The organism is Methylibium sp. Pch-M (assembly GCF_004136295.1).
Taxonomy (GTDB): Bacteria; Pseudomonadota; Gammaproteobacteria; order Burkholderiales; family Burkholderiaceae_C; genus Methylibium; species Methylibium petroleiphilum.
Map to the genome: position 1 here is coordinate 1,589,075 of NZ_CP029606.1, position 26,614 is coordinate 1,615,688.

34 protein-coding genes and 1 tRNA gene are annotated in these 26,614 nt (G+C 70.5%); 12 read left to right on the plus strand and 23 right to left on the minus strand.

Going from position 1 to position 26,614, the window contains the following annotated elements; translation table 11 throughout:
• Window position 1: 1 nt before the first annotated feature.
• The 5 genes from C1M51_RS07585 to C1M51_RS07605 all read right to left on the minus strand — a co-directional run bounded on the left by C1M51_RS07585 (window position 2) and on the right by C1M51_RS07605 (window position 4,648).
• Window positions 2-1,048 carry a hypothetical protein gene (locus C1M51_RS07585; protein ID WP_129448910.1) on the minus strand — a complete coding sequence of 349 codons (1,047 nt, stop codon included), beginning with the start codon at window positions 1,046-1,048 and terminating at the stop codon, window positions 2-4.
• A complete protein-coding gene (locus C1M51_RS07590) occupies window positions 1,048-3,333 on the minus strand; it encodes an FAD-binding protein (RefSeq protein WP_129448911.1) in 2,286 nt (761 codons plus the stop codon). The genes C1M51_RS07585 and C1M51_RS07590 overlap by 1 nt, the downstream gene beginning before the upstream one ends.
• Window positions 3,330-3,707: a DUF805 domain-containing protein gene (locus C1M51_RS07595; protein ID WP_129448912.1), complete on the minus strand. Its 378-nt coding sequence runs from the start codon at window positions 3,705-3,707 to the stop codon at window positions 3,330-3,332. The genes C1M51_RS07590 and C1M51_RS07595 overlap by 4 nt, the downstream gene beginning before the upstream one ends.
• Before the next feature lie 113 nt (window positions 3,708-3,820).
• Complete coding sequence (locus C1M51_RS07600; RefSeq protein WP_165349659.1) at window positions 3,821-4,468, minus strand: glutathione S-transferase family protein; 648 nt, start codon at window positions 4,466-4,468, stop codon at window positions 3,821-3,823.
• A 104-nt stretch (window positions 4,469-4,572) separates the two neighbouring features.
• Window positions 4,573-4,648 (minus strand) — tRNA-Arg (locus tag C1M51_RS07605).
• A gap of 139 nt (window positions 4,649-4,787) precedes the next feature.
• Between C1M51_RS07605 and C1M51_RS07610 the strand changes: the two genes are divergently transcribed.
• Window positions 4,788-5,333 (plus strand): cytochrome c5 family protein, encoded by a 546-nt coding sequence (locus tag C1M51_RS07610; protein WP_036234631.1) that lies wholly within the window; start codon window positions 4,788-4,790, stop codon window positions 5,331-5,333.
• Window positions 5,334-5,410: 77 nt separating this feature from the next.
• Here the strand turns inward: C1M51_RS07610 and C1M51_RS07615 are convergent, their stop codons facing one another.
• The 4 genes from C1M51_RS07615 to purU are packed head-to-tail and all read right to left on the minus strand — an operon-like array spanning window position 5,411 to window position 8,352.
• A complete protein-coding gene (locus C1M51_RS07615) occupies window positions 5,411-5,947 on the minus strand; it encodes a DUF2946 family protein (protein WP_129448914.1) in 537 nt (178 codons plus the stop codon).
• Window positions 5,948-5,968: 21 nt separating this feature from the next.
• Window positions 5,969-6,988 (minus strand): YheT family hydrolase, encoded by a 1,020-nt coding sequence (locus C1M51_RS07620; protein WP_129448915.1) that lies wholly within the window; start codon window positions 6,986-6,988, stop codon window positions 5,969-5,971.
• 16 nt (window positions 6,989-7,004) lie between these two features.
• Window positions 7,005-7,445, minus strand: coding sequence for a nuclear transport factor 2 family protein (locus C1M51_RS07625; RefSeq protein WP_036234639.1), 441 nt, complete (start codon window positions 7,443-7,445; stop codon window positions 7,005-7,007).
• A 19-nt stretch (window positions 7,446-7,464) separates the two neighbouring features.
• Complete coding sequence (gene purU / locus C1M51_RS07630) at window positions 7,465-8,352, minus strand: formyltetrahydrofolate deformylase (protein ID WP_129448916.1); 888 nt, start codon at window positions 8,350-8,352, stop codon at window positions 7,465-7,467.
• Between the two features lie 74 nt (window positions 8,353-8,426).
• Here purU and C1M51_RS07635 point away from each other — a divergent pair, with 74 nt between their 5' ends.
• The 3 genes from C1M51_RS07635 (at window position 8,427) to C1M51_RS07645 (ending at window position 10,393) form a co-directional block, all read left to right on the plus strand.
• Window positions 8,427-9,044, plus strand: coding sequence for a sigma-70 family RNA polymerase sigma factor (locus C1M51_RS07635; RefSeq protein ID WP_129448917.1), 618 nt, complete (start codon window positions 8,427-8,429; stop codon window positions 9,042-9,044).
• A gap of 7 nt (window positions 9,045-9,051) precedes the next feature.
• Window positions 9,052-9,744: an anti-sigma factor domain-containing protein gene (locus C1M51_RS07640; protein WP_129448918.1), complete on the plus strand. Its 693-nt coding sequence runs from the start codon at window positions 9,052-9,054 to the stop codon at window positions 9,742-9,744.
• 103 nt (window positions 9,745-9,847) lie between these two features.
• Window positions 9,848-10,393 carry a DUF3455 domain-containing protein gene (locus tag C1M51_RS07645; protein WP_036236145.1) on the plus strand — a complete coding sequence of 182 codons (546 nt, stop codon included), beginning with the start codon at window positions 9,848-9,850 and terminating at the stop codon, window positions 10,391-10,393.
• A 25-nt stretch (window positions 10,394-10,418) separates the two neighbouring features.
• Here C1M51_RS07645 and waaF read toward each other — a convergent pair whose 3' ends face one another.
• The 3 genes from waaF to C1M51_RS07660 are packed head-to-tail and all read right to left on the minus strand — an operon-like array spanning window position 10,419 to window position 12,619.
• Entirely contained in the window at window positions 10,419-11,447 is a 1,029-nt protein-coding gene (gene waaF, locus C1M51_RS07650; protein ID WP_129448919.1) for a lipopolysaccharide heptosyltransferase II, read from the minus strand.
• Between the two features lie 16 nt (window positions 11,448-11,463).
• Window positions 11,464-11,667 carry a zinc-finger domain-containing protein gene (locus C1M51_RS07655; RefSeq protein WP_129448920.1) on the minus strand — a complete coding sequence of 68 codons (204 nt, stop codon included), beginning with the start codon at window positions 11,665-11,667 and terminating at the stop codon, window positions 11,464-11,466.
• Between the two features lie 28 nt (window positions 11,668-11,695).
• Window positions 11,696-12,619, minus strand: a complete 924-nt coding sequence (locus tag C1M51_RS07660; RefSeq protein WP_011831125.1) for a branched-chain amino acid transaminase — start codon at window positions 12,617-12,619, stop codon at window positions 11,696-11,698.
• Window positions 12,620-12,828: 209 nt separating this feature from the next.
• On the opposite strand from C1M51_RS07660, the gene C1M51_RS07665 reads away from it, so the two are divergent.
• Complete coding sequence (locus C1M51_RS07665; protein WP_129448921.1) at window positions 12,829-13,086, plus strand: PEP-CTERM sorting domain-containing protein; 258 nt, start codon at window positions 12,829-12,831, stop codon at window positions 13,084-13,086.
• A 9-nt stretch (window positions 13,087-13,095) separates the two neighbouring features.
• Here C1M51_RS07665 and C1M51_RS07670 read toward each other — a convergent pair whose 3' ends face one another.
• The 9 genes from C1M51_RS07670 to alr form a co-directional block, all read right to left on the minus strand.
• Window positions 13,096-13,497 carry a hypothetical protein gene (locus tag C1M51_RS07670; protein ID WP_129448922.1) on the minus strand — a complete coding sequence of 134 codons (402 nt, stop codon included), beginning with the start codon at window positions 13,495-13,497 and terminating at the stop codon, window positions 13,096-13,098.
• A complete protein-coding gene (locus tag C1M51_RS07675) occupies window positions 13,491-13,865 on the minus strand; it encodes an antibiotic biosynthesis monooxygenase (protein WP_129448923.1) in 375 nt (124 codons plus the stop codon). Before C1M51_RS07675 ends, C1M51_RS07670 begins: the two co-directional genes overlap by 7 nt.
• Entirely contained in the window at window positions 13,862-15,226 is a 1,365-nt protein-coding gene (gene radA, locus C1M51_RS07680) for a DNA repair protein RadA (RefSeq protein WP_129448924.1), read from the minus strand. Before radA ends, C1M51_RS07675 begins: the two co-directional genes overlap by 4 nt.
• Window positions 15,227-15,248: 22 nt before the next feature.
• The gene (gene arfB / locus C1M51_RS07685; RefSeq protein WP_129448925.1) at window positions 15,249-15,659 is read right to left on the minus strand and encodes an alternative ribosome rescue aminoacyl-tRNA hydrolase ArfB; all 411 of its coding nucleotides are present in this window, start codon (window positions 15,657-15,659) and stop codon (window positions 15,249-15,251) included.
• Complete coding sequence (locus C1M51_RS07690) at window positions 15,656-16,144, minus strand: acyl-CoA thioesterase (RefSeq protein ID WP_129448926.1); 489 nt, start codon at window positions 16,142-16,144, stop codon at window positions 15,656-15,658. Before C1M51_RS07690 ends, arfB begins: the two co-directional genes overlap by 4 nt.
• On the minus strand, window positions 16,144-16,641 hold the full coding sequence (locus C1M51_RS07695) for a hypothetical protein (RefSeq protein ID WP_129448927.1): 498 nt from the start codon (window positions 16,639-16,641) through the stop codon (window positions 16,144-16,146). Before C1M51_RS07695 ends, C1M51_RS07690 begins: the two co-directional genes overlap by 1 nt.
• A 16-nt stretch (window positions 16,642-16,657) precedes the next feature.
• Window positions 16,658-16,909, minus strand: coding sequence for a GlsB/YeaQ/YmgE family stress response membrane protein (locus tag C1M51_RS07700; RefSeq protein ID WP_011831133.1), 252 nt, complete (start codon window positions 16,907-16,909; stop codon window positions 16,658-16,660).
• Window positions 16,910-16,997: 88 nt separating this feature from the next.
• The gene (locus tag C1M51_RS07705; RefSeq protein ID WP_129448928.1) at window positions 16,998-17,402 is read right to left on the minus strand and encodes a DUF2177 family protein; all 405 of its coding nucleotides are present in this window, start codon (window positions 17,400-17,402) and stop codon (window positions 16,998-17,000) included.
• 85 nt (window positions 17,403-17,487) lie between these two features.
• Window positions 17,488-18,591 (minus strand): alanine racemase, encoded by a 1,104-nt coding sequence (gene alr, locus C1M51_RS07710; protein ID WP_129448929.1) that lies wholly within the window; start codon window positions 18,589-18,591, stop codon window positions 17,488-17,490.
• 180 nt (window positions 18,592-18,771) lie between these two features.
• Here alr and lplT point away from each other — a divergent pair, with 180 nt between their 5' ends.
• From lplT to C1M51_RS07725, 3 genes are all read left to right on the plus strand, one after another.
• On the plus strand, window positions 18,772-20,049 hold the full coding sequence (lplT, locus tag C1M51_RS07715; RefSeq protein WP_129448930.1) for a lysophospholipid transporter LplT: 1,278 nt from the start codon (window positions 18,772-18,774) through the stop codon (window positions 20,047-20,049).
• On the plus strand, window positions 20,046-20,960 hold the full coding sequence (locus tag C1M51_RS07720; protein ID WP_129448931.1) for a DMT family transporter: 915 nt from the start codon (window positions 20,046-20,048) through the stop codon (window positions 20,958-20,960). Before lplT ends, C1M51_RS07720 begins: the two co-directional genes overlap by 4 nt.
• Before the next feature lie 82 nt (window positions 20,961-21,042).
• On the plus strand, window positions 21,043-21,669 hold the full coding sequence (locus C1M51_RS07725) for a CAP domain-containing protein (RefSeq protein ID WP_242499998.1): 627 nt from the start codon (window positions 21,043-21,045) through the stop codon (window positions 21,667-21,669).
• A gap of 7 nt (window positions 21,670-21,676) precedes the next feature.
• On the opposite strand, the gene mnmA is transcribed toward C1M51_RS07725, so the two are convergent.
• Entirely contained in the window at window positions 21,677-22,786 is a 1,110-nt protein-coding gene (mnmA, locus tag C1M51_RS07730; protein ID WP_129448932.1) for a tRNA 2-thiouridine(34) synthase MnmA, read from the minus strand.
• A gap of 2 nt (window positions 22,787-22,788) precedes the next feature.
• Window positions 22,789-23,280, minus strand: coding sequence for an NUDIX hydrolase (locus C1M51_RS07735; protein WP_165349660.1), 492 nt, complete (start codon window positions 23,278-23,280; stop codon window positions 22,789-22,791).
• 78 nt (window positions 23,281-23,358) lie between these two features.
• Between C1M51_RS07735 and C1M51_RS07740 the strand changes: the two genes are divergently transcribed.
• The 4 genes from C1M51_RS07740 to C1M51_RS07755 are packed head-to-tail and all read left to right on the plus strand — an operon-like array spanning window position 23,359 to window position 26,605.
• A complete protein-coding gene (locus C1M51_RS07740; RefSeq protein ID WP_129448934.1) occupies window positions 23,359-24,477 on the plus strand; it encodes a Re/Si-specific NAD(P)(+) transhydrogenase subunit alpha in 1,119 nt (372 codons plus the stop codon).
• A 1-nt stretch (window position 24,478) separates the two neighbouring features.
• On the plus strand, window positions 24,479-24,841 hold the full coding sequence (gene panD / locus C1M51_RS07745; RefSeq protein WP_129448935.1) for an aspartate 1-decarboxylase: 363 nt from the start codon (window positions 24,479-24,481) through the stop codon (window positions 24,839-24,841).
• A gap of 18 nt (window positions 24,842-24,859) precedes the next feature.
• A complete protein-coding gene (locus C1M51_RS07750) occupies window positions 24,860-25,180 on the plus strand; it encodes an NAD(P) transhydrogenase subunit alpha (protein ID WP_011831143.1) in 321 nt (106 codons plus the stop codon).
• Between the two features lie 3 nt (window positions 25,181-25,183).
• The gene (locus C1M51_RS07755) at window positions 25,184-26,605 is read left to right on the plus strand and encodes an NAD(P)(+) transhydrogenase (Re/Si-specific) subunit beta (RefSeq protein ID WP_129448936.1); all 1,422 of its coding nucleotides are present in this window, start codon (window positions 25,184-25,186) and stop codon (window positions 26,603-26,605) included.
• Window positions 26,606-26,614 lie beyond the last annotated feature (9 nt).

The window sequence follows — 26,614 nt, forward strand, 5'->3', positions numbered from 1 at the left end:
CTCAGAAGTCGTAGACGTGTTCCACCACCACCTGCCCCGCCGAGGCCTGCGCGCGCCGCAGCTCGGCGGCGAGCCGCGCCACCGGGACCGCGAAGACGACGCGCTTGCGCCCGGGCTGCGTCAGCACCGGCTGCTCGAACAGCGTGCGCACGCTGGCCGCCGACCAGTTGGCGGGCACCAGCACGCTCACCACCACCTCGCCGTCGTTGCCGGCGATCTGCCGGAAGTCGATGCCCTGGTCCGCGAGCCAGGTGCTGTAGGCGGTGAAGGCTTCGTAGCGCGGCACGGTGGCCAGCACCGGCGCACCCGCCTCGGCCGCGGCCAGCGGCTGGTAGTCGGGGTGCTGCGGATCGGCCCGCGGCGCCGCGCTCAGCAGCACGGCGGTGACCGGCTTCGGCGCGTCGTAGAGGCTCTGGGTGCCGAGCTTGATGAGCCGCGCATAGCCCTCCTTCACCAGCAGCTCCGAGGTGAGCGCGAAGCGGCGCTCCCAGCGCCGCACGAGATTCGGCCCGCCGGTCGGCGCGGCCGACCACAGCGCGCGCAACTGCTGCCAGAAATCGAACTGGTACCACGGCTCGACGCGGATGAAGTCGACGTAGGCCTGCGCGTAGCGCGCCGCGAACTGCTCTTCCGGCACCGACTCGTCCGAACGCAGCGCCTCGGCGAGGCGCCCGATCGTCCGTTCGTACAGGCCCTTGAGGCCGTACTCCACCGTGGTGCTGACGCCGATCACCATCACCATCAGGTGGTAGCCGCCGTTGAACGGGTACTTCTCGATCTCGCGGCTCACGCCCGCATACGACTGCCAGAACTGGCCGATGTGCGAGAACAGCGGGAAGCTGCTCGGGTGGCCGCTGCGCGACAGGTAGGCCGCGTACTCGGCCGGGCTGTGCACCAGGTACCACTCGGGGAAGGTGAGGAAGGTCTGGTCAGGCGTGCGCCGGTGTTCGGGTGGCGTGGCCGGCAGCGTGGCCGCCCCGTCCTGCGCCAGCGCTGCGGCGCACAGCAGCCCGACCGCCGCCACCGCGGCCGCGAACCGGCGGCGCATCAAGGCCGCACCCCGCGGGCCTGCACCATCACGGCAGGATCGCGCAGCGTCTGCGGGTCGAGGCGGCGCACGAAGCAGAACAGCGTGTTGTCGGTCGGGTCGTTGTCCTGCAGCACGCGGTGCCCGGTGTCGTCGAAGCCCTGCGCCTGGAGCCGGTCGACCCAGGTCTTGGCCGACTCGAAGAATCGCAGCTCGGCCCGGTTGGTCTCCCAGCTCTCGCCCAGGCCGGCGTTGAAGACGGTGTGCGCCAGCGACACCAGCACGCGCAGTTCGTCGCTGCGCACGTCGTGGTCGCGCACGATGAAGGCGCCGCCAGGGCGCAACACGCGCCGCACCGACTGCAGGAAATACCCCAGCCGATCGGCCGTCATGTGGTGCAGGCCCACGTAGCAGGTCACGAGGTCGAGACTCGCATCGGCGATGCCGGGCCCGAGCGGCGCGTAATCGGACAGCGGCACGTGCACGCCGAGCCGGCCGACCTGCCCGCGCTCCATGATGTCGACCGGCGAGAACGTCTGCGGCTGCTCGTCGATGAAGTAGCGCGGACCGCGCAGCTCCAGCGCAGAGGCCAGGCCGCGGTAGTAGCGGCCCTTGGAGCCGATCTCCGCATAGCCGTCGAACTTGCGGCGTCCGCCCAGCACCTGCAGCGTCTGCCGCGTCATCTCGGCCTTCTGCCTGAACAGCGAGGGCAGCGCGTAGCGCAGGTCGGCCGTGGCCGGCTTGATGCTCTTGAGCTCGCGCTGGATGTGACGGTAGACGGTCTCTTCGTCGGCGTGCAGCCGGCAGGCCTCGCCGATCAGGTGGTGGAAGCGGTCTTCCGGTGCGACGCGGAACACGTTCTGCAGGAAACGGTAGAACGCATCGGACAGCTCGACGTCACCGAACACCTGGTGGAACTCGCTGGCCGGCGCTGGCGCTGCGGGCGGCGTGCCGCGGTCGAGCCAGGCGCGGTAGTACTTGTCCCAGAGCACGTTGGTGAAGCGGAAGTTCGGGTCGACCTCCCACTTCAGCGCGAACAGGTGCGCCGCCTTCGGATAGGCGCGGTGGAACTGCTCGACCGTGCCGTGCGGCTGGTACGGCAGGTAGTAGGTGCCGCCGACCGACAGCGCGGCGTCGATCAGCTCGCGGGTCCACACGCCGACCCGGCTGCGGGCGTTCTCGCGCGTACGCTGCTTGTGGTACAGCACGAAGGCGAAGGTCTCGGTCGGCGCCCAGCCGAGCGCGGTGTCGGGATCGGGCATCGCGTGCCGGATCGAGATGTTCAGGGCGTTGACGCGGTGGCGGTTCAGCACCGCGGCCATCTTCGGCACGAACTCCAGCAGCCGCTCGACCGGGATGAAGTACTCCTGCAGCACGTAGGTGCGCTCGGCGCGCGACGGCGGCTCGAGCTCGGCCACGTCGTAGCCGGCCTCGTAGTTGCGCCAGTGCACCTTCTTGCGCAGGTAGAGCAGCGGATCGACGACCTTCTCGCGCCGCTCCTTGCCGAACGGCGTTTCCGACACGGCCCACAGGAAGTACTGGTGCAGCGGGTAGGCGGCACGCAGCGGCTGCAGGCGATCGGGCGTGGTGGCGGGCTCGTCGGTCTCGGCCCAGGTCACGGCGCGCACGCTGCGGTAATGCGGGCCGTAGAGGTCGGCGTTGTGGAACACCGCCTTCGGGTTGCAGCGCACGGTGTCCTTGAAGTAGGCGCCGTAGGCCGACAGCGGCATCACCTTGTCGATGCGTTTGACGCGCCGGTTGTCGGCAAGATCCAGTTCGACCTCGACCACCACGCCCAGCGCACCGTAGCCGCCGATGGCGCCGAAGAACAGCTCCGGGTGCGCCGTGCGGCTGGCCAGCACGGCCCGACCATCGTGCAGCACGAGCTTGAGGCTGCGCACCGACAGCACCAGCGGCCCCAGGCCCACGTAGCGACCGTGGCAGTTGACGCCGAGCGCGCCGCCGACCGTGAAGTTGGCGTAGGTCTGCATGATCTTCACCGCCAGGCCGTGCGGATCGACGAAGCGCTGGATGTCGCACCAGCGCACGCCGGCCTGCACGAGGATGGTCTTGTTCTCGGGCGAGAACGCGACGATGCGGTTCATCGAACGCATGTCGAAATGCAGGCTGCCCGGGCTCGCCGTCTGGCCGCCCATGCTGAAGCGCCCGCCGCCGATCGACACCGGGCCGGTGGTGCGCCGCAGCGCTTCCTGCACGTCCTCGACACTGCTCGGCGCGACGATGGCCATCACCCGCACCGGGTTGAGCTGGGTGACGTCGTTGACGATGTGGTGGTCGGTGTTCATGGCGCGCGCTCCATCCGCGGCGCGGCGCCGACGGTCACGTAATCGGGCCGCAGGCCGGCGGGTGCACCGTAGCGGGAGCGGTCCACGGACGCGCGCAGGCCGCACTCGAGCAGCAGCCACAGCGCGCCCAGCACGGGCAGCGCGACGACCAGCAGCCACCACGCCGAGCGCCCGCGATCGTGCAGCCGTCGCCCCCAGACCGAGACCAGGAACACCGTGGTCAGCAGCGCCGGCAGCACGTCGACCGGCTCGCCGAGCAGCTGCGTGGTCGAGACGCACAGGAACAACGCCAGCGGCAGCAGCAGCAGGTGCCGCCACCAGAAGGCCCACCGGCTCAATCGGCCGGCCGTCGAGAACTCACCCACCCATCCCATGCTCACCCTCCCGCAGGCGTGCGCCGCGGCTGCTGGAGCAGCTCGACCGGCGTCATGGACGCAAGCCTACCCTGCCCTAAGGGGCTTTCACAATCTCGGCACCGGGACGGTGATCAGGTCGCAGCGCCCGCGGAGAACACCGACAGGTCCTGGGGTCCGCCCCGCTCGATGGCGCGCCGGTAGGCGTCGCGGCCGCGCAGCCGCGCCAGGTAGGCGCGCAGTGCGGGGAAGTCCTTCAGGCGGCCGCGGCATTCGCTGAACTCGAGCGCCCAGCCGAGGTTGACGTCGGCCGCGGAGAAGCCCGATGCGAGAAGGTGATCGCGCTGCGCCAGCACGGTCTCGATGTAGCGGTGGTTCTTTTCGATCTCGACGTCGAAGAACCCCATCAACGCGGCGTTGCCGCCGCCGGTCCAGGCGTAGACCAGATCGACCAGCAGCCCCGGGAACAGCGTGCCCTCGGCGTAGGCCAGCCACTGCAGATAGGCACCGTACTCCGCCGAGGCCGGTGTCCGGCTCAGCCGGCCGCCGCCGCAGACCTGACAGAGGTACTCGATGATCGCTTCCGACTCGACGAGGGTCTGACCCGCATGCTCGATCGTCGGCGCCTTGCCGAGCGGATGGACCTGGTTGAGCGACTCGGGGGAGCGTTGCGTTTCGGGATGCCGCTGGTGCTTGACCAGCCGGTAGTCGATGCCCAGTTCCTCGCACAGCCACACGATGCGCTGCGAGCGCGAGTTGTTCAGGTGATGCACGGTCAGCACGGCTCGCTCCTCGTTCGGCTCGATCCGGCATCGTCACACGGAGGCTGAACAGAGGGTGTCGCGGCGGCGACGGGGCCGGCTGTGGCGGCGACCGATACGCTGGATGGCGCGCCCGGCTGGGATCGAACCAGCAACCCCTGCCTTCGGAGGGCAGTACTCTATCCATTGAGCTACGGACGCAACGCCTTCATTCTATCAGCGCCCCTGTTGCGGGCCGCACCCGGCGAGGCCCGCGACGGGGTGCCCTTGTATACTCCATGGGTTTTGCGAGCTGCGTTTCACCACGCCGCTCCGCCCCACAAGACTCATCGAGGACCCCATGAGCGCAGCGCCCTCCCACGACGACGATCACGAGCCCAATCACGAAGGCCCGATCCGCACGCCCAAGCAGTTGGTGATCGCGGTGGTCTTTGCCTTCGTGGTGCCGATCGCCATCATCGTGCTGCTGGCCAGCTACGTGAGCTCGGCCCAGAAGCCGGCCGCCGGCAGCGATGGCCTGAAGGCCGAAGCCACCGCCGAGCGCATTGCCCCGGTCGGGAAGGTCGAGGTCAAGGACGCGTCGGACGTGAGCGCGCTCAAGGGCGGCGAGGACGTGTACAAGGCGCAGTGCGCCGCCTGCCACGCCGCCGGCGTGGCAGGGGCACCGAAGTTCGCCGATGCCGCTGCCTGGGGCCCGCGCATCACGGCCGGCTACGAGGCCCTGCTGACCTCGGCGCTGAAGGGAAAGGGTGCGATGGGCGCGCAGGGCGGTGGCGACTTCAGCGATGTCGAGATCGGCCGTGCGGTGGTCTTCATGGCCAACGCCGGCGGGGCCAAGTTCGACGAGCCCAAGCCGCCGGCACCGGCGGCCAGCGCGGCGCCCTGAGCGGCAAGCGCGCCCCCTCTGCAAGCCGGTCCATGCGACCGGCTTTTTCACGCCCGCCGACGGGCCGGCAGACGGCGCTACGGGCCGGCGCGCTGCGGGCTGAGCACATAGCCGAAGCTGCGCGGCAGTTCGGCGAACGGCCGTTCGGCAGGCGTCCACCGCCCTTCGGCCACCGCATCGGCCGCGGCGTCCATGTCGAGCGAGCGCAGCAGGCCGAAGCCCCGCTCGGTGTCGAGGAAGAGCCGGCCGAGTTCGTCGAGCCAGGCGCTCCTCACCTGGCGGACTTCGGCCCCGGTGTGGGTCTGCACGCGGTAGTCGGCGTCGACGCGCTGCACCCCCAGCACCAGCGGGGCCGCCTCCAGCTCGACGTAGACGCGCTGCGGACCGTTCTGGAAGAACCAGGCGCCTTCGGCATCGGCCTCGTAGTTGCGGCCGATGAACTCCACCAGCTTGCGGTGCAGCAGGCGGCTGCCCTTGACCTGCGGGAACGGCCCCGCCGCCTGGACCCGGTCGTCGCGCATGTACCAGTCGCCCCGCGCGTCCAGCCCCAGCCAGCCGTGGCAGGCCGGCACCCGGGGCCACTTCTTCAGCGCGGCACGGACGATGTCATCCATCGCGGCATTGTGCGGCCCGGCTCAGGCCACCCCGGCGCCGTGCCGGACCCAGGCCATCACCGCCTCGGGCAAGCCCAGCACTTCGGCGGGAAAGGCCCCGCGCGGGAAACCGACGTGGCCACCCTGTGCCGGCTGCCACAGCGTGACGTGGCGACCCACCTCGTTCGGCCGCGGCAGGCAGGCGGCCGGCACGAAGGGATCGTTGCGCGCGTTGAGCACCAGCGCCGGGATGCGGATGCGCACGAGCTGCGGCTTGGCCGAACCCCGGCCCCAGTAGTCGTCGACATTGCGAAAGCCGTGCAGCGGCGCGGTGAACACGTCGTCGAAGGCACGGAGGTCGCGCGCGGCCAGCAGACGCTCGCGGTCGAACAGGCCCGGATGCTGCGCCAGCTTGGCCAGCGCCTTCGGCTTCATCGTGCGCAGGAACATGCGGTTGTAGACCTGCCGGTTGAAGCCGCGGATGATCGCGTGGCCGCCGGCGGCGAGGTCGATCGGCGACGACACCGCGGCCACGGCTGCCGCCGTGGCCGCGGCGCTGTCGCCGGCCTCCTCGGCCCAGCGCAGCAGCGCGTTGCCGCCGAGCGAGACACCCACCGCCACCACGGGCCGCGCCTGCTGCGCGCGCAGCCGCGCGAGGACCCAGCCGACCTCCTCGAAGTCGCCCGAGTGGTAGGCGCGCGGGGCCCGGTTGAGCTCGCCGGAGCAGCCGCGAAAGTGCGGCAGCGCGAACGGCCAGCCGTTGGCCTGCGCCCAGCCCGCGAAGGCCTGCGCGTAATGGCTGGCCGACGAGCCTTCGAGGCCGTGGAACAGCACCAGCAGCGGCGCCGCCGGCAGCCCGGCTTCGCCGGTCAGGCGGTCGACATCGATGAAGTCGCCGTCGGGGGTGTCCCAGCGCTCGCGCTGCAGACGCGGTGCCGGCCCGCGGACGCGGCGCGCGAACAGCGCCGGCCAGATGGTCTGCGCATTGCCCCCCGGCAACCACCAGGGCGCCGCCCAGTCGAACGGCGGCGGGGCGCGGCGGTCGGCGGCGGCGGCGGCCATGCGGGGTGCGCGGACCTCAGTGCAGCGTGGACGGCGCTTCGGAGATCTCCTGCAGCTCGCGCGCCATGCCGGGGCTGGCGTGGTGCAGCACCATGCGCCAGCCCTGCGGTCCGAGGACGTAGACGTTGGTGACGATCGCATAGGCCTTCTGCACGCCGTCCTCGCCGAGCACCTGCACCCGTTCGAGCACATGGTGCAGCGCCGTCCCGTTGATGTGGAGCCGGCGCACCTTCTCGGGGTGGACGTCGATCGCGCCGTTGGCGAAGATCGCCTCGAAGGAGGCGCGGATCGCCGGGGCACCGACGAGGCGGGGGCCGCCGGGGTGCACGCAGGCGGCCTCGTCGTCGTCCGACCAGACGGCCATGAGGTTCTCGAGATCGGCCTGTTGCAGCGCCTCGTAGAACTGCGCCTCGACGTCGTCGGGCGACGAGGGCGGCGCCTTCGGCTTGGCGGGCATGCGGCAGGTCCTCAGCGCGTCACTTGAAGACCACGGTCTTGTGGCCGTCGAGCAGCACGCGGTGCTCGGTGTGCCACTTGACCGCACGCGCCAGCACGACGCACTCGACGTCTCGACCGACGGCGGTGAAGTCCGCCGCGCCCAGCGAGTGGTCCACGCGCTGCACGTCCTGCTCGATGATCGGGCCCTCGTCGAGATCGGCGGTCACGTAGTGCGCGGTCGCACCGATCAGCTTGACGCCGCGCGCATGCGCCTGGTCGTAGGGGCGCGCGCCCTTGAAGCTGGGCAGGAAGCTGTGGTGGATGTTGATGGCCCGGCCATCGAGGAAACGGCAGAAGTCGGCCGACAGGATCTGCATGTAGCGCGCCAGCACCACCAGGTCGATGCGGTGCTGCTCGACCAGCGCCTCGATCCGCGACTCCTGCTCGCGCTTGACCGCCGCGCTGCTGCCGGTGGCCAGCGGCAGGTGATGGAACGGCAGGCCGTAGCTCTCGCACAGCGCGGCGAAGTCGGGGTGGTTGGACACCACCGCCGGGATCTCAACCGGCAGCGAGCCGCTCTTCCAGCGGAACAGCAGGTCGTTCAGGCAGTGGCCGTGCTTGCTGACCAGCAGCAGCAGCCGTGGCTTGATGGCCAGCGCATGGAAGCGCGCCGTCATGCCGAATTCGCCGCGCACGTGCGCGAACAGCTTGTCGAGCGAGGCCTCGTCGGCCAGGTGCCCGGGCGCGCTGAAATGCACGCGCATGAAGAACAGCCCGGTGCTGTCGGCGCCCTGCACGTCGCCGTACTGCTGGGAGTCGAGGATGTTGCAGCCGGCCTGGTACAGCAGGCCCGACACGGCGTAGACGATGCCCTTGGCATCTCGGCACGACAGGGTGAGGACGAACTCTCGAGCGGTAGTTTCCATGGTGCTTCGATTGTAAGGAGCGGGCCCGAACGGCGACGACGCTCGCTGCCTCCGTCTCTAGAATCCGCGCACGCATGGTCACCGCCCCAGAGGACTGGTCTGAACGCAGCCGCGCCATCGCAGCCGCACTGGCGCGGGTCGCGCTCGGCGATCGCGCGGCATTTGCCACGCTCTACCAGCAGACCAGCGCGCATCTGCTGGGCGTCGTGCTGCGTATCCAGAAGGACCGGGCCCAGGCCGAGGACGTGCTGCAGGAGGTGTACGTGAACGTCTGGCGCGCGGCGCAGGGGTTCGACGCCGGCCGCAGCCAGCCGCTCACCTGGCTGACCAGCATCGCCCGCAACCGGGCCATCGACAGCCTGCGCCGCCGCCAGAACGAACCGCACACGGTCAGCACCTCGATGGGCTCGGACAGCGAGGACGATGAACACGACATGGTTGAGGAACTGGCATCCCCCGATGCCGGCCCGCTCGAACTGCTCGGGCAGGCAGCCGACGCCCGCGCGCTGCGCGACTGCATCGGTGCGCTCAGCGGCGAGCAGCAGCAGAGCCTGGCGCTGGCCTTCTACCAGGGCCTGTCGCATGCCGAGGTGGCCGACCAGCTCCGCCAGCCGCTGGGCACCGTGAAGAGCTGGGTACGGCGTGCGCTGCAATCGCTGAAGACCTGCCTCGAGCGGGCCACCACCGGCTGAGGGCGCCGTGGACTACAGCCGATCCCTCCTCGCGGACCGCCTCGCGGCCGAGTACGTGCTCGGCACCCTGCGCGGCCCGGCGCGTCGCCGCTTCGAGTCGCTGCTGCCCGCGCACCCGGCGCTCGCCGCCGCCGTGGCCGGCTGGCAGGCGCGGCTGCTGCCGCTGTCGGCGGCGGTGACGCCGGTGCCGCCCTCGCCCGGTGTCTGGTCGCGGCTCGAGCGGCGGCTGTTCGCTGGAGTCGGCGCCGCGGCGCCGGTGCGCTGGTGGCAGCGGCTGGGGCTGTGGCAGGGCGTGTCGGCCTTCGCCACGGTGGCCGCGCTCGCATTGGGTCTGGTGCTGTCGCGGCCCCAACCGGTGCAGCCGCCGATCATCGTGGTGATCGCGCCGAATCCGGAGGCCGCCGGCGTGCTGCAGGCCGGCTTCGCCGCGGGCCTCACGCGCGACGGCCGCGCGCTGGTGCTGCAGCCGATCCACCCGGTGGCGCCGGGCAGCGGCCGCGCCTTCGAACTGTGGGCCGTGCCGCCGCAGGGGGCGCCGCGCTCGCTGGGCCTGGTGTCGGGCGAGCAGGCCACCACGGTGCGGCGCGGGCTGCTGCTGCGCGACACGGCAGCGTTCGCGGTCAGCCTGGAGCCGAGCGGCGGCTCACCGACCGGCGCACCGACCGGACCGATCCTGTCGGTCGGGAAGCTGCAGATCTGACTTGAAAATTCTGTCGGCGGTGCTGCATCTGCCGACGCGCCGTCTCCGTAGTGCAGGGGTGAGGGGCACGCCCCCGAACACCCACCCACCTACGGAGACCCCCATGCGCCTGAACCTGATCACCGCCTGCGCCGCCCTCACTCTGGGCGCCTGCGCCATGCAACCGATGACGTCCCCGAAGACGATCGACAACGCGAGCCTGCCCGAGTCGGTGCGCGTTCCGGCCGGCGAGGCCCAGAAGCTGTGGACCACCACCACCGGCGGCAAGATCACCTACGAATGCCGCGAAAAGAAGGATGCGGCCGGACAGCATGAATGGGTGTTCGTCGGCCCGGTGGCCGGCCTGCAGGACGCCGACGGCAAGGCGGTCGGCAAGTACTACGGCCCGCCCGCCACCTGGGAGTCGAACGACGGTTCGAAGGTCACCGGCAAGCAGCTCGCGGTGGCGCCCAACCAGCCCGGTAGCATCCCGCTGCAGTTGGTGAAGGCCGACCCGGCGATGGGCAGTGGCGCGATGCAGGGCGTGACCTACATCCAGCGCCTGAAGACGGTCGGCGGCGTGGCTCCGGCCGCAGCGTGCGCGGCCGCGAACAAGGGTGAACAACAGGTCGTGAGCTACGCGGCCGACTACGTGTTCTACGGTCGCTGATCGCCCGGCGGCGCAGCCGGATCGTTCAACCGGGCCGGGACGCGCTGCTCGCCAGCGCGTCCCGCAGCGCCGCGTGAACGCGCTCCGGCACGATGCCGGTCAGGCACTTCAGGTGCCCGAAGCGGCAATCGCGCGCAAAGCAGGGCTGGCAATCGAGATGCTCGACGCCGCGCATCGTCTGCAACCAGAGCACGCGTGCATGCCGGTTCAGCGGCGGCATGTGCTGCGGGCTGGTCGAGCCGAACACGGCGGCCTGCGGTACGCCGAAGGCCGCCGCCACATGCATCAGCCCCGAGTCGTTGCTGACCACGCCGCGCGCGCCCGCGATCAAGGCCATGGCGTCCTCGAGCGTGCCCGGACCGGCCTGCACGCGGCAGTCCGCGCCGCGCGCCAGCGCTGCGATCTCCTCGCAGACCGGCACTTCCGGGCCGGAGCCCACCAGCCGGACCGGCAGCCGATGGAGTGCGTTCAGTTCCTCGGCCAACGCCGCATAGGCCGAGGCCGGCCAGCGGCGGGCGACGCCCTGCTCCGTGCCGGGCGCCAGCACCCAGTAGCCCTGCGGCTCGAGCGCGCTGCGCGCGAGCACGGCATCGATGCGCCCGGGCGCCAGTTGCAGGCGAGGACGTGCGCGCGGCGGCAAGCCGCCGGCGAGTGCGCCATAGAAGGCGACCAGCGGCGGCTCGCCGACCGGGTTGGGCAGGCGCTCGTTGAGCAGCCCGAGCCGTCCCTCGCCCTGGTAGCCGACACGGCGCGGGATGCGCGCCAGCCACGGCAGCAGCGCCGACTTCAGCGAGTTCGGCAGCACGTAGGCCACGTCGAAGCGACCCTTGATCTGCCGCGCCTGCGCGCGCCGGGCCGACCAGTCGAGCCGCCCGTGCGCGAACGGGAGCGTGATCACTTCGGCCACCTGCGGCATCGCCTGGAACAGCGGCGCGACCGCGGGCAACGCGGCCACCGTCAGGTGCTCGCCGCGGGCCGCCAGCGCGGCCAGCAGCGGCTCGGCCATCACGGCGTAGCTGATCCACTGCGGCGCGATGACCAGGGCGCGGGTCATCGCACCGCCGAGCGGCTCAGTGGGCGTGGAGCTTCTCACCGGCCTTCAGCCGGTAGACGGTGCCGCAATAAGGGCACTTGCCTTCCGCGTGGGCCACGTCGATGAAGACACGCGGGTGCGCGCTCCACAGTGGCATCTTCGGGTTCGGGCAGAACACCACGCCCGGGCCCTGGAGGTCCTGGGCGGTGACTTCGACGACGGCTTGCGGTTGGCTGCTCATGGAAGGGGGTCCGGCGGGGTGGAAGGGATCAGACCGCGGCCAGCCACTCGGCGTACTTGGCGTTGCGGCCGTTGACGATGTCGAAGAAGGCCGACTGGATCTTCTCGGTGATCGGGCCGCGCGAGCCGATGCCGATCTCGATGCGGTCGAGTTCGCGGATCGGCGTGACCTCGGCGGCGGTGCCGGTGAAGAAGGCCTCGTCGGCAATGTAGACCTCGTCGCGCGTGATGCGCTTCTCGACGATCTTCAGCCCCAAATCGGCCGCGATCGAGAACACGGTGTTGCGCGTGATGCCGTTCAGCGCGCCGGCCGACAGGTCAGGGGTGTAGATCACGCCGTTCTTGATGACGAAGATGTTCTCGCCCGCGCCTTCGCTGACGAAGCCCGAGGCGTCGAGCAGCAGCGCCTCGTCGTAGCCGTCGTCGGTAGCCTCCATGTTGGCGAGGATGGAGTTGCTGTAGTTGCTCACGGCCTTGGCCTGCGTCATCGTGATGTTGACGTGGTGGCGCGTGTAGCTGGAGGTCTTGACGCGGATGCCGCGCTTGAGCCCTTCCTCGCCGAGGTAGGCGCCCCAGGGCCAGGCGGCGATCATCAGGTGGATGGTGTTGCCCTTCGGGCTGACGCCGAGCTTCTTGTCGCCGATCCAGGTCAGCGGACGCAGATAGCAGCTCTCCAGCTTGTTGACGCGCACCACCTCGCGCTGCGCGTCCATCACCTGCTCCAGCGAGAACGGAATCTTCATGCGCAGGATCTTGGCGCTGTTGAAGAGCCGCTCGGTGTGCTCGCGCAGCCGGAAGATCGCCGTGCCCTTGATGGTGTTGTAGGCGCGCACGCCCTCGAATGCACCGCAACCGTAGTGCAGGGTGTGGGTCAGCACGTGGATCTTGGCGTCGCGCCAGTCGACCAGTTGGCCGTCCATCCAGATCTTGCCGTCGCGGTCGGACATAGACATCGGAGTTCCTCGGTTCAGTGCGCAAGCAGAACCGCAAATTCTACGGGCGCGCGCGCCGCGCCCCGCCCGGCCGGCCGCCCTCGCCCGCCGCCCCCTGAACCGGGGGGAACCCCCCTTCACGGGGTTGATGGTGCAAGGGTACGGCGGTAATTTTGTGCTGTGCAGCAATTTCTTGCCCAACTCGATCCCGAGCCGAACTTCGGTCACCCATGAACGTGTTCCTCAAGCCCCTGCTCGCCACGCTGACCCTGGCGGCCATCGCCTACGGCAGCCAGGCCCAGACCCGCCCCGAGGCCGCGGAGCATCCGGTGGCCCGGTCGACACCGGCGATCGCCGCGCCCGTCGCCGCCCGTGCCGTGACGCCCGAAGCCGATGCGGGCAGCGTGGCAGAGCCCAACACGGTCGCACTGATCCTGGCCGCGCTCGGCGTCGTCGGCCTGGTCTCGCGCCGGCGCTTCGGCGGCTGAACGGCCCCGCTAGCGATCGGGCGCCGCCGCGTCCTCGCGTTCGAGCACCCACGACTGCAGGCGCCCGCGCTTGAGCTGCAGGCGCACGCTGGCGCCGCCGGCGTCACGCCAGCGAAAAGCCTCGTCGGCCGGGTCGCCGATCACCGCCCCCAGACTGCCGGTCAGCGGCAGGATCTCCAGCATCGTCAGGCCCGGCCGCAGCCTGGCGTTGAGCATCACGGCGCTGCCGACCTGACCGATCGGCCCGCTGCCCGCCTGGCGCATCACGCGCATCGCGCGGCTGAACTGCAGCAGCAGCCAGAACACGATCGCCGTCGCCGCCAGGGCCAGCCCCGGCCAGCCATAGCCCCAGTAGCCCGCCACCAGGGCCGCGGCGGCCAGACCCCAGCCCATCCCGGGTCGGTTCAACATGCCGGACCCTCCTCGTGCGCGGACGGCCCGCCATAGGCGCGCTCGACCCGCGCGATCCGCAATTCGTAGTGTGCGTACCAACCCTGCCGGCCGCGCTCGCGCGCCACGCTGTGCTCGGCGTGTGCCTTCCATGCGGCGATGTCGGCCAGGCTGCGCCAGTAGGACACGGTGATGCCGAAGCCCTCGACGTCGCGCGCGCTTTCCACCCCCAGGAATCCCGGCTGCGTGGCGGCAACCTCGACCATGCGGCCGGCCATCGCGTCGTAGCCGTCGTCGCTGTCCGGTACAGCCGGCGCGCGTCGGCTGCTGAAGACCACCGCGTAGTAGGGCGGCGCGGGCAGGGCCGCGAAGGCCGCATCATTGCTCATGAAAGCTCCCGCAGCACGTCGACCGCCTGCTCGACGCGCTCGACGGCGTGGATCCGCAGGCCCTCGATCGGCTTCTTCGGTGCATTGGCCTTCGGCAGCACCGCGACACTGAACCCCAGCTTGGCCGCCTCTTTCAGGCGCTCCTGGCCGCGCGGCGCCGGTCGCACCTCGCCGGCCAGACCGACCTCGCCGAAGGCGATGAAGCCGCGCGGCAGCGGCCGCCCCCGCAGCGAGCTCTGGATCGCCAGCATCACCGCCAGGTCGGCCGCCGGCTCGCTGATGCGCACGCCGCCGACCGCGTTGACGAACACGTCCTGGTCCATGCAGGCGATGCCGGCGTGGCGGTGCAGCACTGCCAGCAGCATCGCGAGTCGGTCGCGCTCCAGGCCGACCGACAGGCGCCGCGGACTGGGCCCGCCGCTGTCGACCAGCGCCTGGATCTCCACCAGCAGCGGGCGGGTGCCTTCGAGCGTGACCATCACGCAGGAGCCCGGGACCGGTTCGCCGTGGGTCGAGAGGAAGATCGCGCTCGGATTGGCCACGCCCTTGAGACCGCGCTCGGTCATCGCGAACACGCCGATCTCGTTGACCGCGCCGTAGCGGTTCTTGATGGCCCGCACGAGACGGAAGCTGCTGTGGGTGTCGCCCTCGAAGTACAGCACGGTGTCGACGATGTGCTCCAGCACGCGCGGCCCGGCCAGCGCGCCCTCCTTCGTCACGTGGCCGACCAGCACGATGCTGGTGCCGCTGGATTTGGCGGTGCGCGTGAGCTGGGCGGCGCACTCGCGCACCTGGGCCACCGAGCCCGGGGCCGACGTGAGCTGGTCCGAATAGACGGTCTGGATCGAGTCGATCACGCAGAAGGCCGGCTGCTCGGCGTCGATCGTGGCCTGGATCTTCTCGAGATGGATCTCGGCCAGCACCCGCACGCGGCTGCCGTCCAGGCCGAGCCGGCGCGAGCGCAGCGCGAGCTGCGCGCCGCTCTCCTCGCCGCTGACGTACAGCACCTTCATCTGCGCCGACAGCGCATCGACCGCCTGCAGTAGCAGCGTCGACTTGCCAATGCCCGGGTCGCCGCCGATCAGCACCACGCCGCCGGCCACGATGCCGCCGCCGAGAACACGGTCGAGTTCCTCGATGCTGGTGGGCGTGCGCGCGACATCGGCCGCGTCGATCTCGCTGAGCGTGGCCACCGGCTGGCTGCGTGCCAGCGACTGGAAGCGGTGCCGCGTGGCCGCGGCCGGCTCGGCGACGGTCTCCTCCAGCGTGTTCCAGGCCCCGCAGGCCGGACACTTGCCGAGCCACTTGGGGCTCGTGCCGCCGCATTCGCTGCAGGTGTAGTTCGTCTTGTCCTTGGCCATGCGCCGCATTGTGGCGCGCGTGCTAATCGATGGCGCGACGGCGCAGCGCCTTGATCTGCCCGTCGCGCGCCTTGCTCTCCAGCCGCCGTTGCTTCGAGCCGAGGGTCGGCTTGGTGGCGATCCGTCGGCGCGGCGGCGTCGCCACGCTCGCCACCAGTTCCAGCAGGCGCTGCAGCGCGTCCTCGCGGTTGCGCGCCTGGGTGCGCTGCTCCTGCGCCTTGATGACGACCACGCCGTCGCTGCTGAGCCGCTGGTCGTTGAGCGCCAGCAGCCGCGCCTTGTGTGCCGGGGGCAGCGACGAGGCGGGCACGTTGAAGCGCAGGTGGATCGCGCTCGACACCTTGTTGACGTTTTGCCCGCCAGCACCCTGGGCGCGCACCGCGGTGCACTCGGCCTCGCGCGCCAGCAGCGCGGCCAGCGCCTCCCGGTTCACGCCGGGCTGCCCTTGATGTCGCGCAGCCGTGCGTCGAGTTCGCGGCGCAGCGCCTTGCGCTGCAGCGCCTCGCTGTGACGGCGCGCCTCGTCGGCCGTGGCGGGCTGCAGCGGCGGCACCGCGGTGGGTTTGCCGGCATCGTCCACCGCCACCATCGTGAAGAAGCAGCTGTTGGCGTGGCGCACGACCTGCGTGCGGATGTTCTCGGCCACCACCTTGATGCCGATCTCCATCGACGAGCTGCCGGTCAGGTTGACCGACGCGAGGAAGGTGACCAGTTCGCCGACGTGGATGGCCTCGCGGAACACCACCTGGTCGACCGACACGGTGACCACGTAGCGGCCCGCATAGCGGCTCGCACAGGCATAGGCCACCTGATCGAGCAGCTTCAGGATGGTGCCGCCGTGGACGTTGCCCGAGAAGTTGGCCATGTCGGGCGTCATCAGCACGCTCATCATGAGCTGGTGCAGCGGCCGGTCGCTCATCAGTGTGTCACCGTCGAATGCGTCAGGGCCGGCAACAGCGGGGGCGCCGGCAGCTCAGGCAAGGCGGCGCGCACCTGCTGGCAGTGCAGGAGGTGGCGGTCGCACAGGCGCTTGAACATCCAGCCCGACAGCGCAGCCGACGCCACCTGGCCGGCCACCGGCGCGAACTTGGCCGCCTGCTGCACGCCCAGACGGACCCCCAGCCCGCGCAGCGCGCTGATCAGCACGCCCTGCGTCAGCGCGCGGCCGATCAGGTAGCTGCCGACCTCCATCGCCAGGTCGTCGACCCGGCTGCGCAGCGGCGACGGCAGGCGCGCCAGCTGGTCGGGCCCGAGCCCGTGCGCCATGCTGATCTGCCCGAGCGTGGATGCCAGCAACTGGCCGTTGACGAACAGGTCGGCGCCCGGCACCGGCAGCACCGACACGCCGGCGGCCTTCAGCGCCTGCCGCCGCACGAGGCGGCGGCAGTGCCGCTCCAGGGCGGGATCGGCGGACACCGCGCGGCCTCTGCGCTCAGGCCTTGGAAGCGCTCAGCTTGCCGACGATGAACAGCAGCACCACCGCGCCGAGCACCGAGGCAATCCAGCCCGCCGGCTCGCCGACCGCATACCAGCCCAGCGACTGACCCACGAAGCCGGCGAGGAACGACCCTGCGATGCCGAGCACGCAGGTCAGGATCCAGCCCATCTTCTGCTCGCCCGGCATCACGAAACGCGCCAGCGCGCCGACGATCAGACCGACGATCAGGGTGGTAATGATGCCCATGGCGAGAGTCTCCCCGGAGAGGCAGTTGAAGGAACGGCCGATGTTGGCACAACCGATGCCGAAGTGGATGACGGGCCCGCGAGCCCGGTCAGCGCCCGAGACGCAGCGCCGCGGCGCAGCCGGCCCCGGCCGCGACGGCGGACACGAAGCTGCCCCAGGCGATATCGGTCAGCGTGACCTGCCATGACCAGCCGCGCAGCGTGGCCAGGTTGGTGAGGTCGTAGGTCATGTAGGCGAAGAAGCCGAACAGCACGCCCAGCATCAGCGCGCGCGTCACGGACTCCGCCGCGAGCGCCGGGGCCACGGCGAACACGACCACGCCGACGATGTACAGCAGATAGAAAAATGCCGCGACACCGAAGCGCACCTGCTCCGCCATCAGGGGGCCGATCTGCCCGCGATAGAAGTCCTTGGCGACGGCCCCGAGCCACAGCGCGTCCAGCACGACGAGCACCGCGAGTGCGGCGACATAGGCGAGGAGGTAGCGTGGCATCGGCGGGCCCCTGATGAACGTGGGGCCGATGTTGCCTGGGGCTGGCGACCGATGCTGTAGGACGGCGCCGCGGCTGCATGCCGGGTCAGCCGGCGGCGTCCAGCCGCACCGGCACGCGCGCGGCCAGCGCGCACATCAGTTCGTAACCCACCGTGTCGGCCGCGTGGGCGACCTCGTCGATCGGCAGCACCGCGCCCGACGACGCCCGACCCCACAGCGTGACCTCGCTGCCGCGCGCGGCCTGGGGCAGCCCGCCCAGGTCGACGGTCACCATGTCCATCGACACCCGCCCGACCAGCCGCGTGCGCACACCATTGACCAGCACCGGCGTGCCGCTCGGCGCGTGGCGCGGGTAGCCGTCCGCATAGCCGCAGGCCACCACGCCGATGCGCATCGGCGTCTCCGCGGTGAAGCGGCTTCCGTAGCCCACCGTATCGCCGGCCTGCAGGTCCTGCGTGCCGATCAGTCGCGCGCGCAGCGTCATCGTCGGCTGCAGGTCCCAGTGGGCGATGTCGTGCGAGGGGAAATCGGGCGCGGAGCCATACAGCATGATGCCGGCGCGGACCCAGTCGGCACGCACCGCAGCGTCGGCGCCGTGGCGCAGCGTGGCGGCGCTGTTGCAGAGGCTGCGCTCGCCCGGCAGGTCGCGCGTGGCGTCGTCGAAGACCTGCATCGCCGCGGCGATGCCGCGGCCGCCGTCGGCATCCGAGAAGTGGCTCATCATCGAGATCTCGTCGACCTGCGGCAGCGCATGGAGCCGCGTCCACGCCGCGCGGAACGCCGCGGGCCGGAAGCCCAGCCGGTTCATGCCGCTGTTCATCTTCAGGAACACCCGGTGCGGCTGGTGGGTCTTGTGCATCGCCAGCCAGTCGATCTGTGCCTCGCAGTGCACCGTGTGCCAGAGGTTCAGGCGCGAGCACAGCTCCAGGTCGCGCGGCTCGAACACGCCCTCGAGCAGCAGGATCGGGCCGCGCCACCCCAGGTCGCGCAGTTGCTGCGCCTCGGCCAGATCGAGCAGCGCGAAGCCGTCGGCGGCACGCAGCGCCTCGAAGACACGCGCGATGCCGTGGCCGTAGGCTTGGGCCTTGACCACCGCCCACACCCGCGCGTCGGGAACGGCCGCTCGGGCGCGGGCCAGGTTGTGCGTCAGGGCCTCGGCGTGGATCAGGGCTTCGATGGGGCGCGGCATGTCGCAAGTGTGCATGCGCCGAAGCGGCGGCAGGGCCGCACGCAGGCAAATTCAAGGCACATCAGCCGTCCTGATACCCCGGTGCGGCACCCGGAGACTGCCAGGACCGCGTGCTATAACCCGCGCCGCAGGGAGACAGTTTGGCACCGGTCGATCCCGGATGCCGCAGCCGACGAGCGGATGAAAAAAGGTTTCTACACCATCATGTCGGCGCAGTTCTTCAGCTCGCTGGCCGACAACGCCCTGTTTGTCGCCGCCGTCGAGTTGTTGAGGACCTCCGGTCAGCCCGAGTGGCAGCGCGCCGCGCTGGTGCCGATGTTCGCCCTGTTCTACGTGGTGCTCGCGCCCTTCGTCGGCGCGTTCGCCGATGCGGTGCCCAAGGGCAGGGTGATGTTCATCTCGAACACCATCAAGGTCGTCGGCTGCCTGATGATGCTGTTCGGTTCGCACCCGCTGGTGGCGTTCGCGGTGGTCGGGCTGGGCGCCGCAGCCTATTCACCGGCCAAGTACGGCATCCTGACCGAGCTGCTGCCGCCCTCGCAGCTGGTCAAGGCCAACGGCTGGATCGAAGGGCTGACGATCGGCTCCATCATCCTCGGCGTGCTGCTCGGCGGCCAGCTGGTGGGTCGCGCGGTCGCGCCCACGCTGCTGGCGATCGACCTGCCGCTGTTCGACACCGGCATCGACACCGCGCCCGAGGCCGCCATCGCCGCGCTCACCTCGCTCTACGTCGTGGCCGCCGTGTTCAATCTCTACATCCCGCGCACGCAGGCGCCGCTGCAGCCGGTCGCGCACAGCATCGTCGCGCTGGTGCGCGACTTCTCGGCCTGCAACGCGCGGCTGTGGAACGACAAGCTGGGCCAGATCTCGCTGGCCACCACCACCCTGTTCTGGGGCGTCTCGGGCAACCTGCGCTACATCGTGCTGGCCTGGGCCGCCGCGGCGCTGGGCTACGGCACCACGCAGGCTTCGTCGCTGGTCGGCGTGGTGGCCATCGGCACGGCGATCGGCGCCGTGCTGGCCTCGGTGCGCATGCGGCTCGACCAGGCCACGCTCGTGATCCCGCTGGGCATCGCGATGGGCGTGCTGGTGATCGGCATGAACTTCATCTCCAACGTGTGGGTGGCAGCGCCCTTTCTGGTGCTGCTGGGCGGCCTGGGCGGCTTCCTCGTGGTGCCGATGAACGCGCTGCTGCAGCACCGCGGCCACAACCTGATGGGCGCGGGCCGTTCGATCGCGGTGCAGAACTTCAACGAGCAGGCCTGCATCCTCGGCCTCGGCGCCTTCTACACCGGCATGACGCGCTTCGGCCTGTCGGCCTTCGGCGCGATCACGATCTTCGGCGTGGTGGTCGCCGGCTCGATGTGGCTGATCCAGCGCTGGCACCGCAACAACTGCGTGCGCCACAAGGACGAGGTCGATCACCTGATCGCGCTGGCCCGCAGCGATCCGCAATGACCGGCGCTCCGCCGCACGCCGGCAGGCCGCCGGCCGTGCCGCTGCTGGCGGTGCTCGCGCTGATGCTCAACGCCTTCGTGTGGGGCGTGTCGTGGTGGCCGTTCCGGCAGCTCCATTCGTTCGGCCTGCATCCGCTGTGGGCGACCGCGCTGGTCTACGGCCTGGCGGTCGCCGTGATCGTGCTGCGCTGGCCGCAGGCTCCGGGCCAGCTGCGGCGCACGCCCGTGCTGTGGGTGCTGGTGCTGGCGGCAGGCACCACCAACGCCGCCTTCAACTGGGCCGTGACGATCGGCGACGTGGTTCGCGTGGTGCTGCTGTTCTACCTGATGCCGCTGTGGACCGTGCTGCTCGCGCGCCTGCTGCTGCACGAGAGGCTCACTCGCTGGGCCTTGTTTCGCGTGCTGCTGGCGCTGGCCGGCGCTGCCATCGTGCTCAAGCCCGCCGGCGCCGGCTGGCCGCTGCCGTCGGGCCTGGCGGACCTGCTGGGCATCGTCGGCGGCTTCAGCTTCGCACTCAACAACGTGATGCTGCGGCGCGAGTCGCGGCGGCCGCCGGAGGGCCGTGCGCTGGCGATGTTCTTCGGTGGTGTGCTCGTCGCCGGCGGGCTGGCGCTGGCCCTGAGCGCGGCCGGCGGCGTGGCCTGGCCGCCGGCGCCCGAGCCGTCTTGGCTGCTGCCGCTGGTGATGCTGTCGCTGGCCTTCCTGGCCGCCAACCTGGCGCTGCAGTACGGTGCCTCGCGGCTGCGGGCGAACGTGACCTCGGTCGTCATGCTCACCGAGATCGTGTTCGCCTCCGTCTCGGCGGTGCTGCTCGGCGATCAGGTGTTGACGCTGCAGATGGTCATCGGCGGCGCCTTCATCCTCGCCGCCGCGCTGCTGTCGGCGCTGGAGCCGGAACCGGCGCACCCGTAGCGCAGGCCGGCCGCGTGCGAGCCGTCACAAGACGGGGCCGCGGCGTTGCACTTTGTCATGCCTCGCCGGCAACGCCGCGGGCATGCTCGACGCCATGCATGCCACGCCCCACCCCGCCGGCGCGCCCCCGCGCTGCTACCGCCTCCTCGCCCTGGGGCTGCTGCTGGCCCTGGGCGCCTGCGGCGGGGGCGGCGGTGGCGGCGGCGAGGAGGTCGCCGCCTCGTCCGACGGCGCCAGCAGCCCGGCCGCCCCGCTCGCCACCGGCGCGGAGATCAGCTGCGGCTTCGCCGACTTCCAGGCCGAGGCGCTGCGCCTCGTCAATGCGCGCCGCGCGGCCGGAGCCACCTGCGGCGCGCGCGGCAGCTTCGCCGCCGTCCCGGCGCTGGCCTGGGACGCGCAACTCGCCCAGGCCGCCTACCGCCACAGCCGCGACATGGCCGATAACGATCACTTCTCACACACCGGGACCGACGGCAGCACGCTCGGCGCCCGCGTCAGCGCGGCGGGCTACGCGTGGTCCGGCGTCGGCGAGAACATCGGCGCCGGCTACGGCTCGCTGCAGTCGGTGGTCGACGGCTGGATGGCCAGCGACGGGCACTGCGCCAACCTGATGAGCCCGGGCTTCACGGCATTCGGCCTCGCCTGCGCGCGCAACAGCGCCAGCAGCTACGGCTTGTACTGGACGCTGGATCTGGCGCGCCCGCAGTGAGGCGGCGTCAGCCCGAGCCGGCGATCACGCCGCCGCCGAGGCAGACTTCGCCGTCGTACAACACCGCCGACTGCCCCGGCGTCACCGCCCACTGCGGCACGCCGAAGTCGAGGTGGAAGGTGCCGTTCGCGCCGGGCGCCAGCACGCAGGGCGCGTCGGTCTGGCGGTAGCGGGTCTTGGCCGCCAGAGAGCCCGCCGCCGGCGGCGCGCCGGCGATCCAGCTCGCGTCGTCGGCCTCCAGCCGGCGCGACTGCAGCCACGGATGGTCGTGCCCCTGCACCACGTAGAGCGTGTTGCGCTCGAGGTCCTTGCGGGCGACGAACCATGGCTCGTGTGCGCCACCGCCGCGAGGCGCGCCGCGCTCCTTCACCCCGCCGACGCCGATGCCCTTGCGCTGGCCCAGCGTGTAGAAGGACAGGCCCACGTGCTCGCCCAGCGTGCGTCCGCGATCGTCCTTGATCGGCCCCGGCGCGTGCGCGAGGTAGCGGTTCAGGAACTCGCGGAACGGCCGCTCGCCGATGAAGCAGATGCCGGTCGAGTCCTTCTTCGCCGCCACCGGCAGGCGGATCTCGGCGGCGATGCGGCGCACCTCGGTCTTCGGCAGCTCGCCCACCGGGAACAGCGTGCGCGCCAGCTGCGCCTGGCTCAGCCTGTGCAGGAAATAGCTCTGGTCCTTGCTCGCGTCCAGGCCCTTGAGCAACTGGTGGCGGCCATCGGCCTCGCGCACCCGGGCATAGTGTCCGGTGGCGATCTTGCCGGCGCCCAGTCGCAGGGCATGGTCCAGGAAGGCCTTGAACTTGATCTCGGCGTTGCACAACACGTCGGGGTTGGGCGTGCGGCCGGCCTCGTACTCGCGCAGGAACTCGGCGAACACGCGGTCCTTGTACTCGGCCGCGAAGTTGACGTGCTCGATCTCGATGCCGATGACGTCGGCCACGCTGGCGGCGTCGAGGAAGTCCTGGCGCGACGAGCAGTACTCGTCGTCATCGTCGTCTTCCCAGTTCTTCATGAACAGGCCCACCACCTCGTGGCCCTGCTGCTTCAGCAGCCAGGCGCTGACCGCGGAGTCGACCCCGCCGCTCAACCCGACCACCACCCGCTCCGTCTTCGCGCTCATCCTCAGGATTTTTCCACCGGATCGTAGAGGCCGGGGTCGACGAAGACCGTGCCGAGCGGATGGCGAATGCCGGCCAGGTGGTCGTCGACATTGCGCTGCAACGCCGGGCTGCGGTGGCGGTGGGCGTTGGCGCGGATCTCCTCGGGCGTCATCCACAGCGTGCGCAGGATGCCCTTGTCGAGCGCACGGCCGGCCACCGGCTCGCCGACGCTGCCGCAGTAGGAGAAGCGCAGGTAGGTCACATCCTCGTTGCGGGCGCTGCGGATGAAGCGCGACATGTAGACGCCGAGCAGTGCGGTCGGCGTGAACACGCAGGCGGTCTCCTCGAGCACCTCGCGCACCACCGCCTCGAGCAACGACTCCCCCGGATCAAGGTGACCGGCCGGCTGGTTGAAGCAGATGCCCTCGGGCGTCTGCTCTTCCACCAGCAGGTAACGACCCTGGTTTTCGATGACCGCAGCCACGGTCACGGCAGGTTTCCATCTTTGTTTCATGCACGATCGTAAGGGGGACGGTCTCCGGATTGTGTAAGCTCCGCCCCCAAACACAACAAGCCCTGAGGAGGCAGCACCATGCGCATCGGCGTGCCGCGCGAGACGGCTGCGGGAGAAACCCGCGTTGCCGCGACCCCCGAGACGGTCAAGAAGCTCAAGGCACAGGGCCACTCGCTGCATGTGCAGGCGGGCGCCGGCCTGAGCGCCAGCGTCACCGACGAGGCCTACGTGGCCGCCGGTGCCGAGATCACCGACGCGGCCGGCGCCTTCGGCTGCCCGCTGGTGCTGAAGGTGCGCGCGCCCTCGGTGGCCGAGCGCGCGCTGATCCCGGCGTCGACGGCGCTGATCGGCATGCTCAACCCCTTCGACAAGGACGGCCTGCAGGGCCTGACCGACGCGAAGCTGACCGCCTTCGCGCTCGAGGCCGCGCCGCGCACCACGCGCGCGCAGAGCATGGACGTGCTGAGCTCGCAGGCCAACCTGGCCGGCTACAAGGCGGTGATGATCGGCGCCGACCGGTACCAGCGCATCTTCCCGATGCTGATGACGGCTGCCGGCACCGTGAAGGCCGCGCGGGTGGTGATCCTGGGCGTCGGCGTGGCCGGGCTGCAGGCCATCGCCACCGCCAAGCGCCTGGGCGCCGTGATCGAGGCCAGCGACGTGCGGCCGTCGGTGAAGGAGCAGGTCGAGTCGCTGGGCGCCAAGTTCATCGACGTGCCCTACGAGACCGCCGAGGAGAAGGAAGCCGCCGAAGGCGTGGGCGGCTACGCCCGCCCGATGCCGCCCTCCTGGCTGGAACGCCAGAAGGTCGAGGTCGCCAAGCGCGTGGCCCAGGCCGACATCGTGATCACCACCGCGCTGATCCCGGGCCGCCCGGCGCCCGTGCTGGTGACCGAGGACATGGTCAAGGCCATGAAGCCCGGCTCGGTGATCGTCGACATGGCCGCGCCGCAGGGCGGCAACTGCCCGCTGACCGAGGCCGGCCAGACCGTGGTGAAGCACGGCGTCACGCTGGTCGGCGAGACCAACCTGCCGGCGCTGGTGGCGGCCGACGCGTCGGCGCTGTACGCGCGCAACGTGCTCGACTTCCTGAAGCTGGTGCTCGAGAAGGACGCCGCGGCGCTGAAGATCGACCTCGAGGACGACATCGTCAAGGCCTGCCTGATGTGCCGCGACGGCCAGCTGCTGAGAGCCTGACATGCATCGTCTGATGCTCCGCGCGAAGCTGCATCGCGCCACGGTCACCGAGGCCGACCTGCACTACGAGGGCTCGTGCGGCATCGATGCCGCGCTGCTGGAGGCCGCCGACATGCGCGAGTTCGAGCAGATCGAGCTCTACAACGTCAACAACGGCGAGCGCTTCTCGACTTACATCATCCCGGCGCCGCCGGGCTCGGGCGTGATCTCGCTCAACGGCGCCGCGGCCCGCAAGGCCCATGTCGGCGACCTGCTGATCATCTGCACCTACGCCCCGATGAACGACGCCGAGGTCGCGACGCACAAGCCCAAGGTGGTGCTGCTCGGGCCGGGCAACCGCATCGAGTCGGTCCGCAAGTTCTGATTCCCAGGAGACAACAAGATGGACATCGTCAGTCCCACCATCCTCAACCTGATCATCTTCGTGCTGGCCATCTACGTCGGCTACCACGTGGTGTGGACCGTCACGCCGGCGCTGCACACGCCGCTGATGGCGGTGACCAACGCCATCTCGGCGATCGTGATCGTCGGCGCGATGCTCGCCGCCGCCCTCACCGAGACCGGCCTGGGCAAGACCATGGGCGTGCTGGCGGTGGCGCTGGCCGCGGTGAACATCTTCGGCGGCTTCCTCGTCACGCGCCGCATGCTGGAGATGTTCAAGAAGAAGGACAAGAAGCCCGCAGCGACGGCGCAGGGGAAGTAAGCCATGAGCCTCAATTTCGTCACCCTGCTCTACCTCGTCGCCAGCGTCTGCTTCATCCAGGCGCTCAAGGGTCTCAGCCACCCGACCACCTCGATCCGCGGCAACCTGTTCGGCATGGTCGGCATGGCGATCGCCACGCTGACCACCGCGGCGCTGATCGTCAAGCTGGCCGGCTCGGCCCTCGGGCTGGGCTGGGTCCTGGTCGGCCTGGTGGTCGGCGGCGGCTATGGCGCGTGGCGCGCCAAGACGGTCGAGATGACCAAGATGCCCGAGCTGGTGGCCTTCTTCCACAGCATGATCGGCCTGGCGGCGGTGTTCATCGCGGTCGCCGCGGCGGTCGAGCCCTGGGCCTTCGGCATCGTCGAGAAGGGCGGTGCGGTGCCGGTCGGCAACCGCGTCGAGCTGGCGCTGGGCGCGGCCATCGGCGCGATCACCTTCAGCGGCTCGGTGATCGCCTTCGGCAAGCTCTCGGGCAGCTACAAGTTCCGCCTGTTCCAGGGTGCGCCGGTGGTGTTCAAGGGCCAGCACGCACTGAACGCTGCGCTCGGCCTCGCGCTGCTGTTCTTCATCGTCGGCTACGCCATCAGCGAGTCCAAGCTGGACTTCGCCCTGCTGCTCGCGCTGGCCTTCGTGATCGGCGTGACCATCATCATCCCGATCGGCGGCGCCGACATGCCGGTGGTGGTGTCGATGCTCAACAGCTACTCGGGCTGGGCGGCCGCGGGCATCGGCTTCTCGCTGAACAACAGCATGCTGATCATCGCCGGCTCGCTGGTGGGCAGCTCGGGCGCGATCCTGAGCTACATCATGTGCAAGGCGATGAACCGCTCGTTCTTCAACGTGATCCTGGGCGGCTTCGGCGGCGACGCCACGGCGGCCACGGCCGGCAAGGCCGAGGCCCGGCCGGTCAAGAGCGGCAGCGCCGACGACGCGGCCTTCGTGCTGGGCAATGCCGAGACGGTGGTGATCGTGCCGGGCTACGGTCTGGCGGTGGCGCGTGCGCAGCATGCGGTCAAGGAACTGGCCGAGAAACTCACGCACAAGGGCGTGACAGTCAAGTACGCGATCCATCCGGTGGCCGGGCGCATGCCGGGGCACATGAACGTGCTGCTGGCCGAGGCCGAGGTGCCCTACGACCAGGTGTTCGAGATGGAGGACATCAACGGCGAGTTCGGCCAGGCCGACGTGGCCATCATCCTGGGCGCCAACGACGTGGTGAACCCGGCAGCGATGACCAAGGGCAGCCCGATCTACGGCATGCCCATCCTCGAGGCCTACAAGGCCAAGACGATCATCGTCAACAAGCGTTCGATGGCGGCCGGCTACGCGGGCCTGGACAACGAGCTGTTCTACATGGACAAGACCATGATGGTCTTCGGCGATGCCAAGAAGGTCGTCGAGGACATGGTCAAGGCCATCGAGTGAGCCATCGCC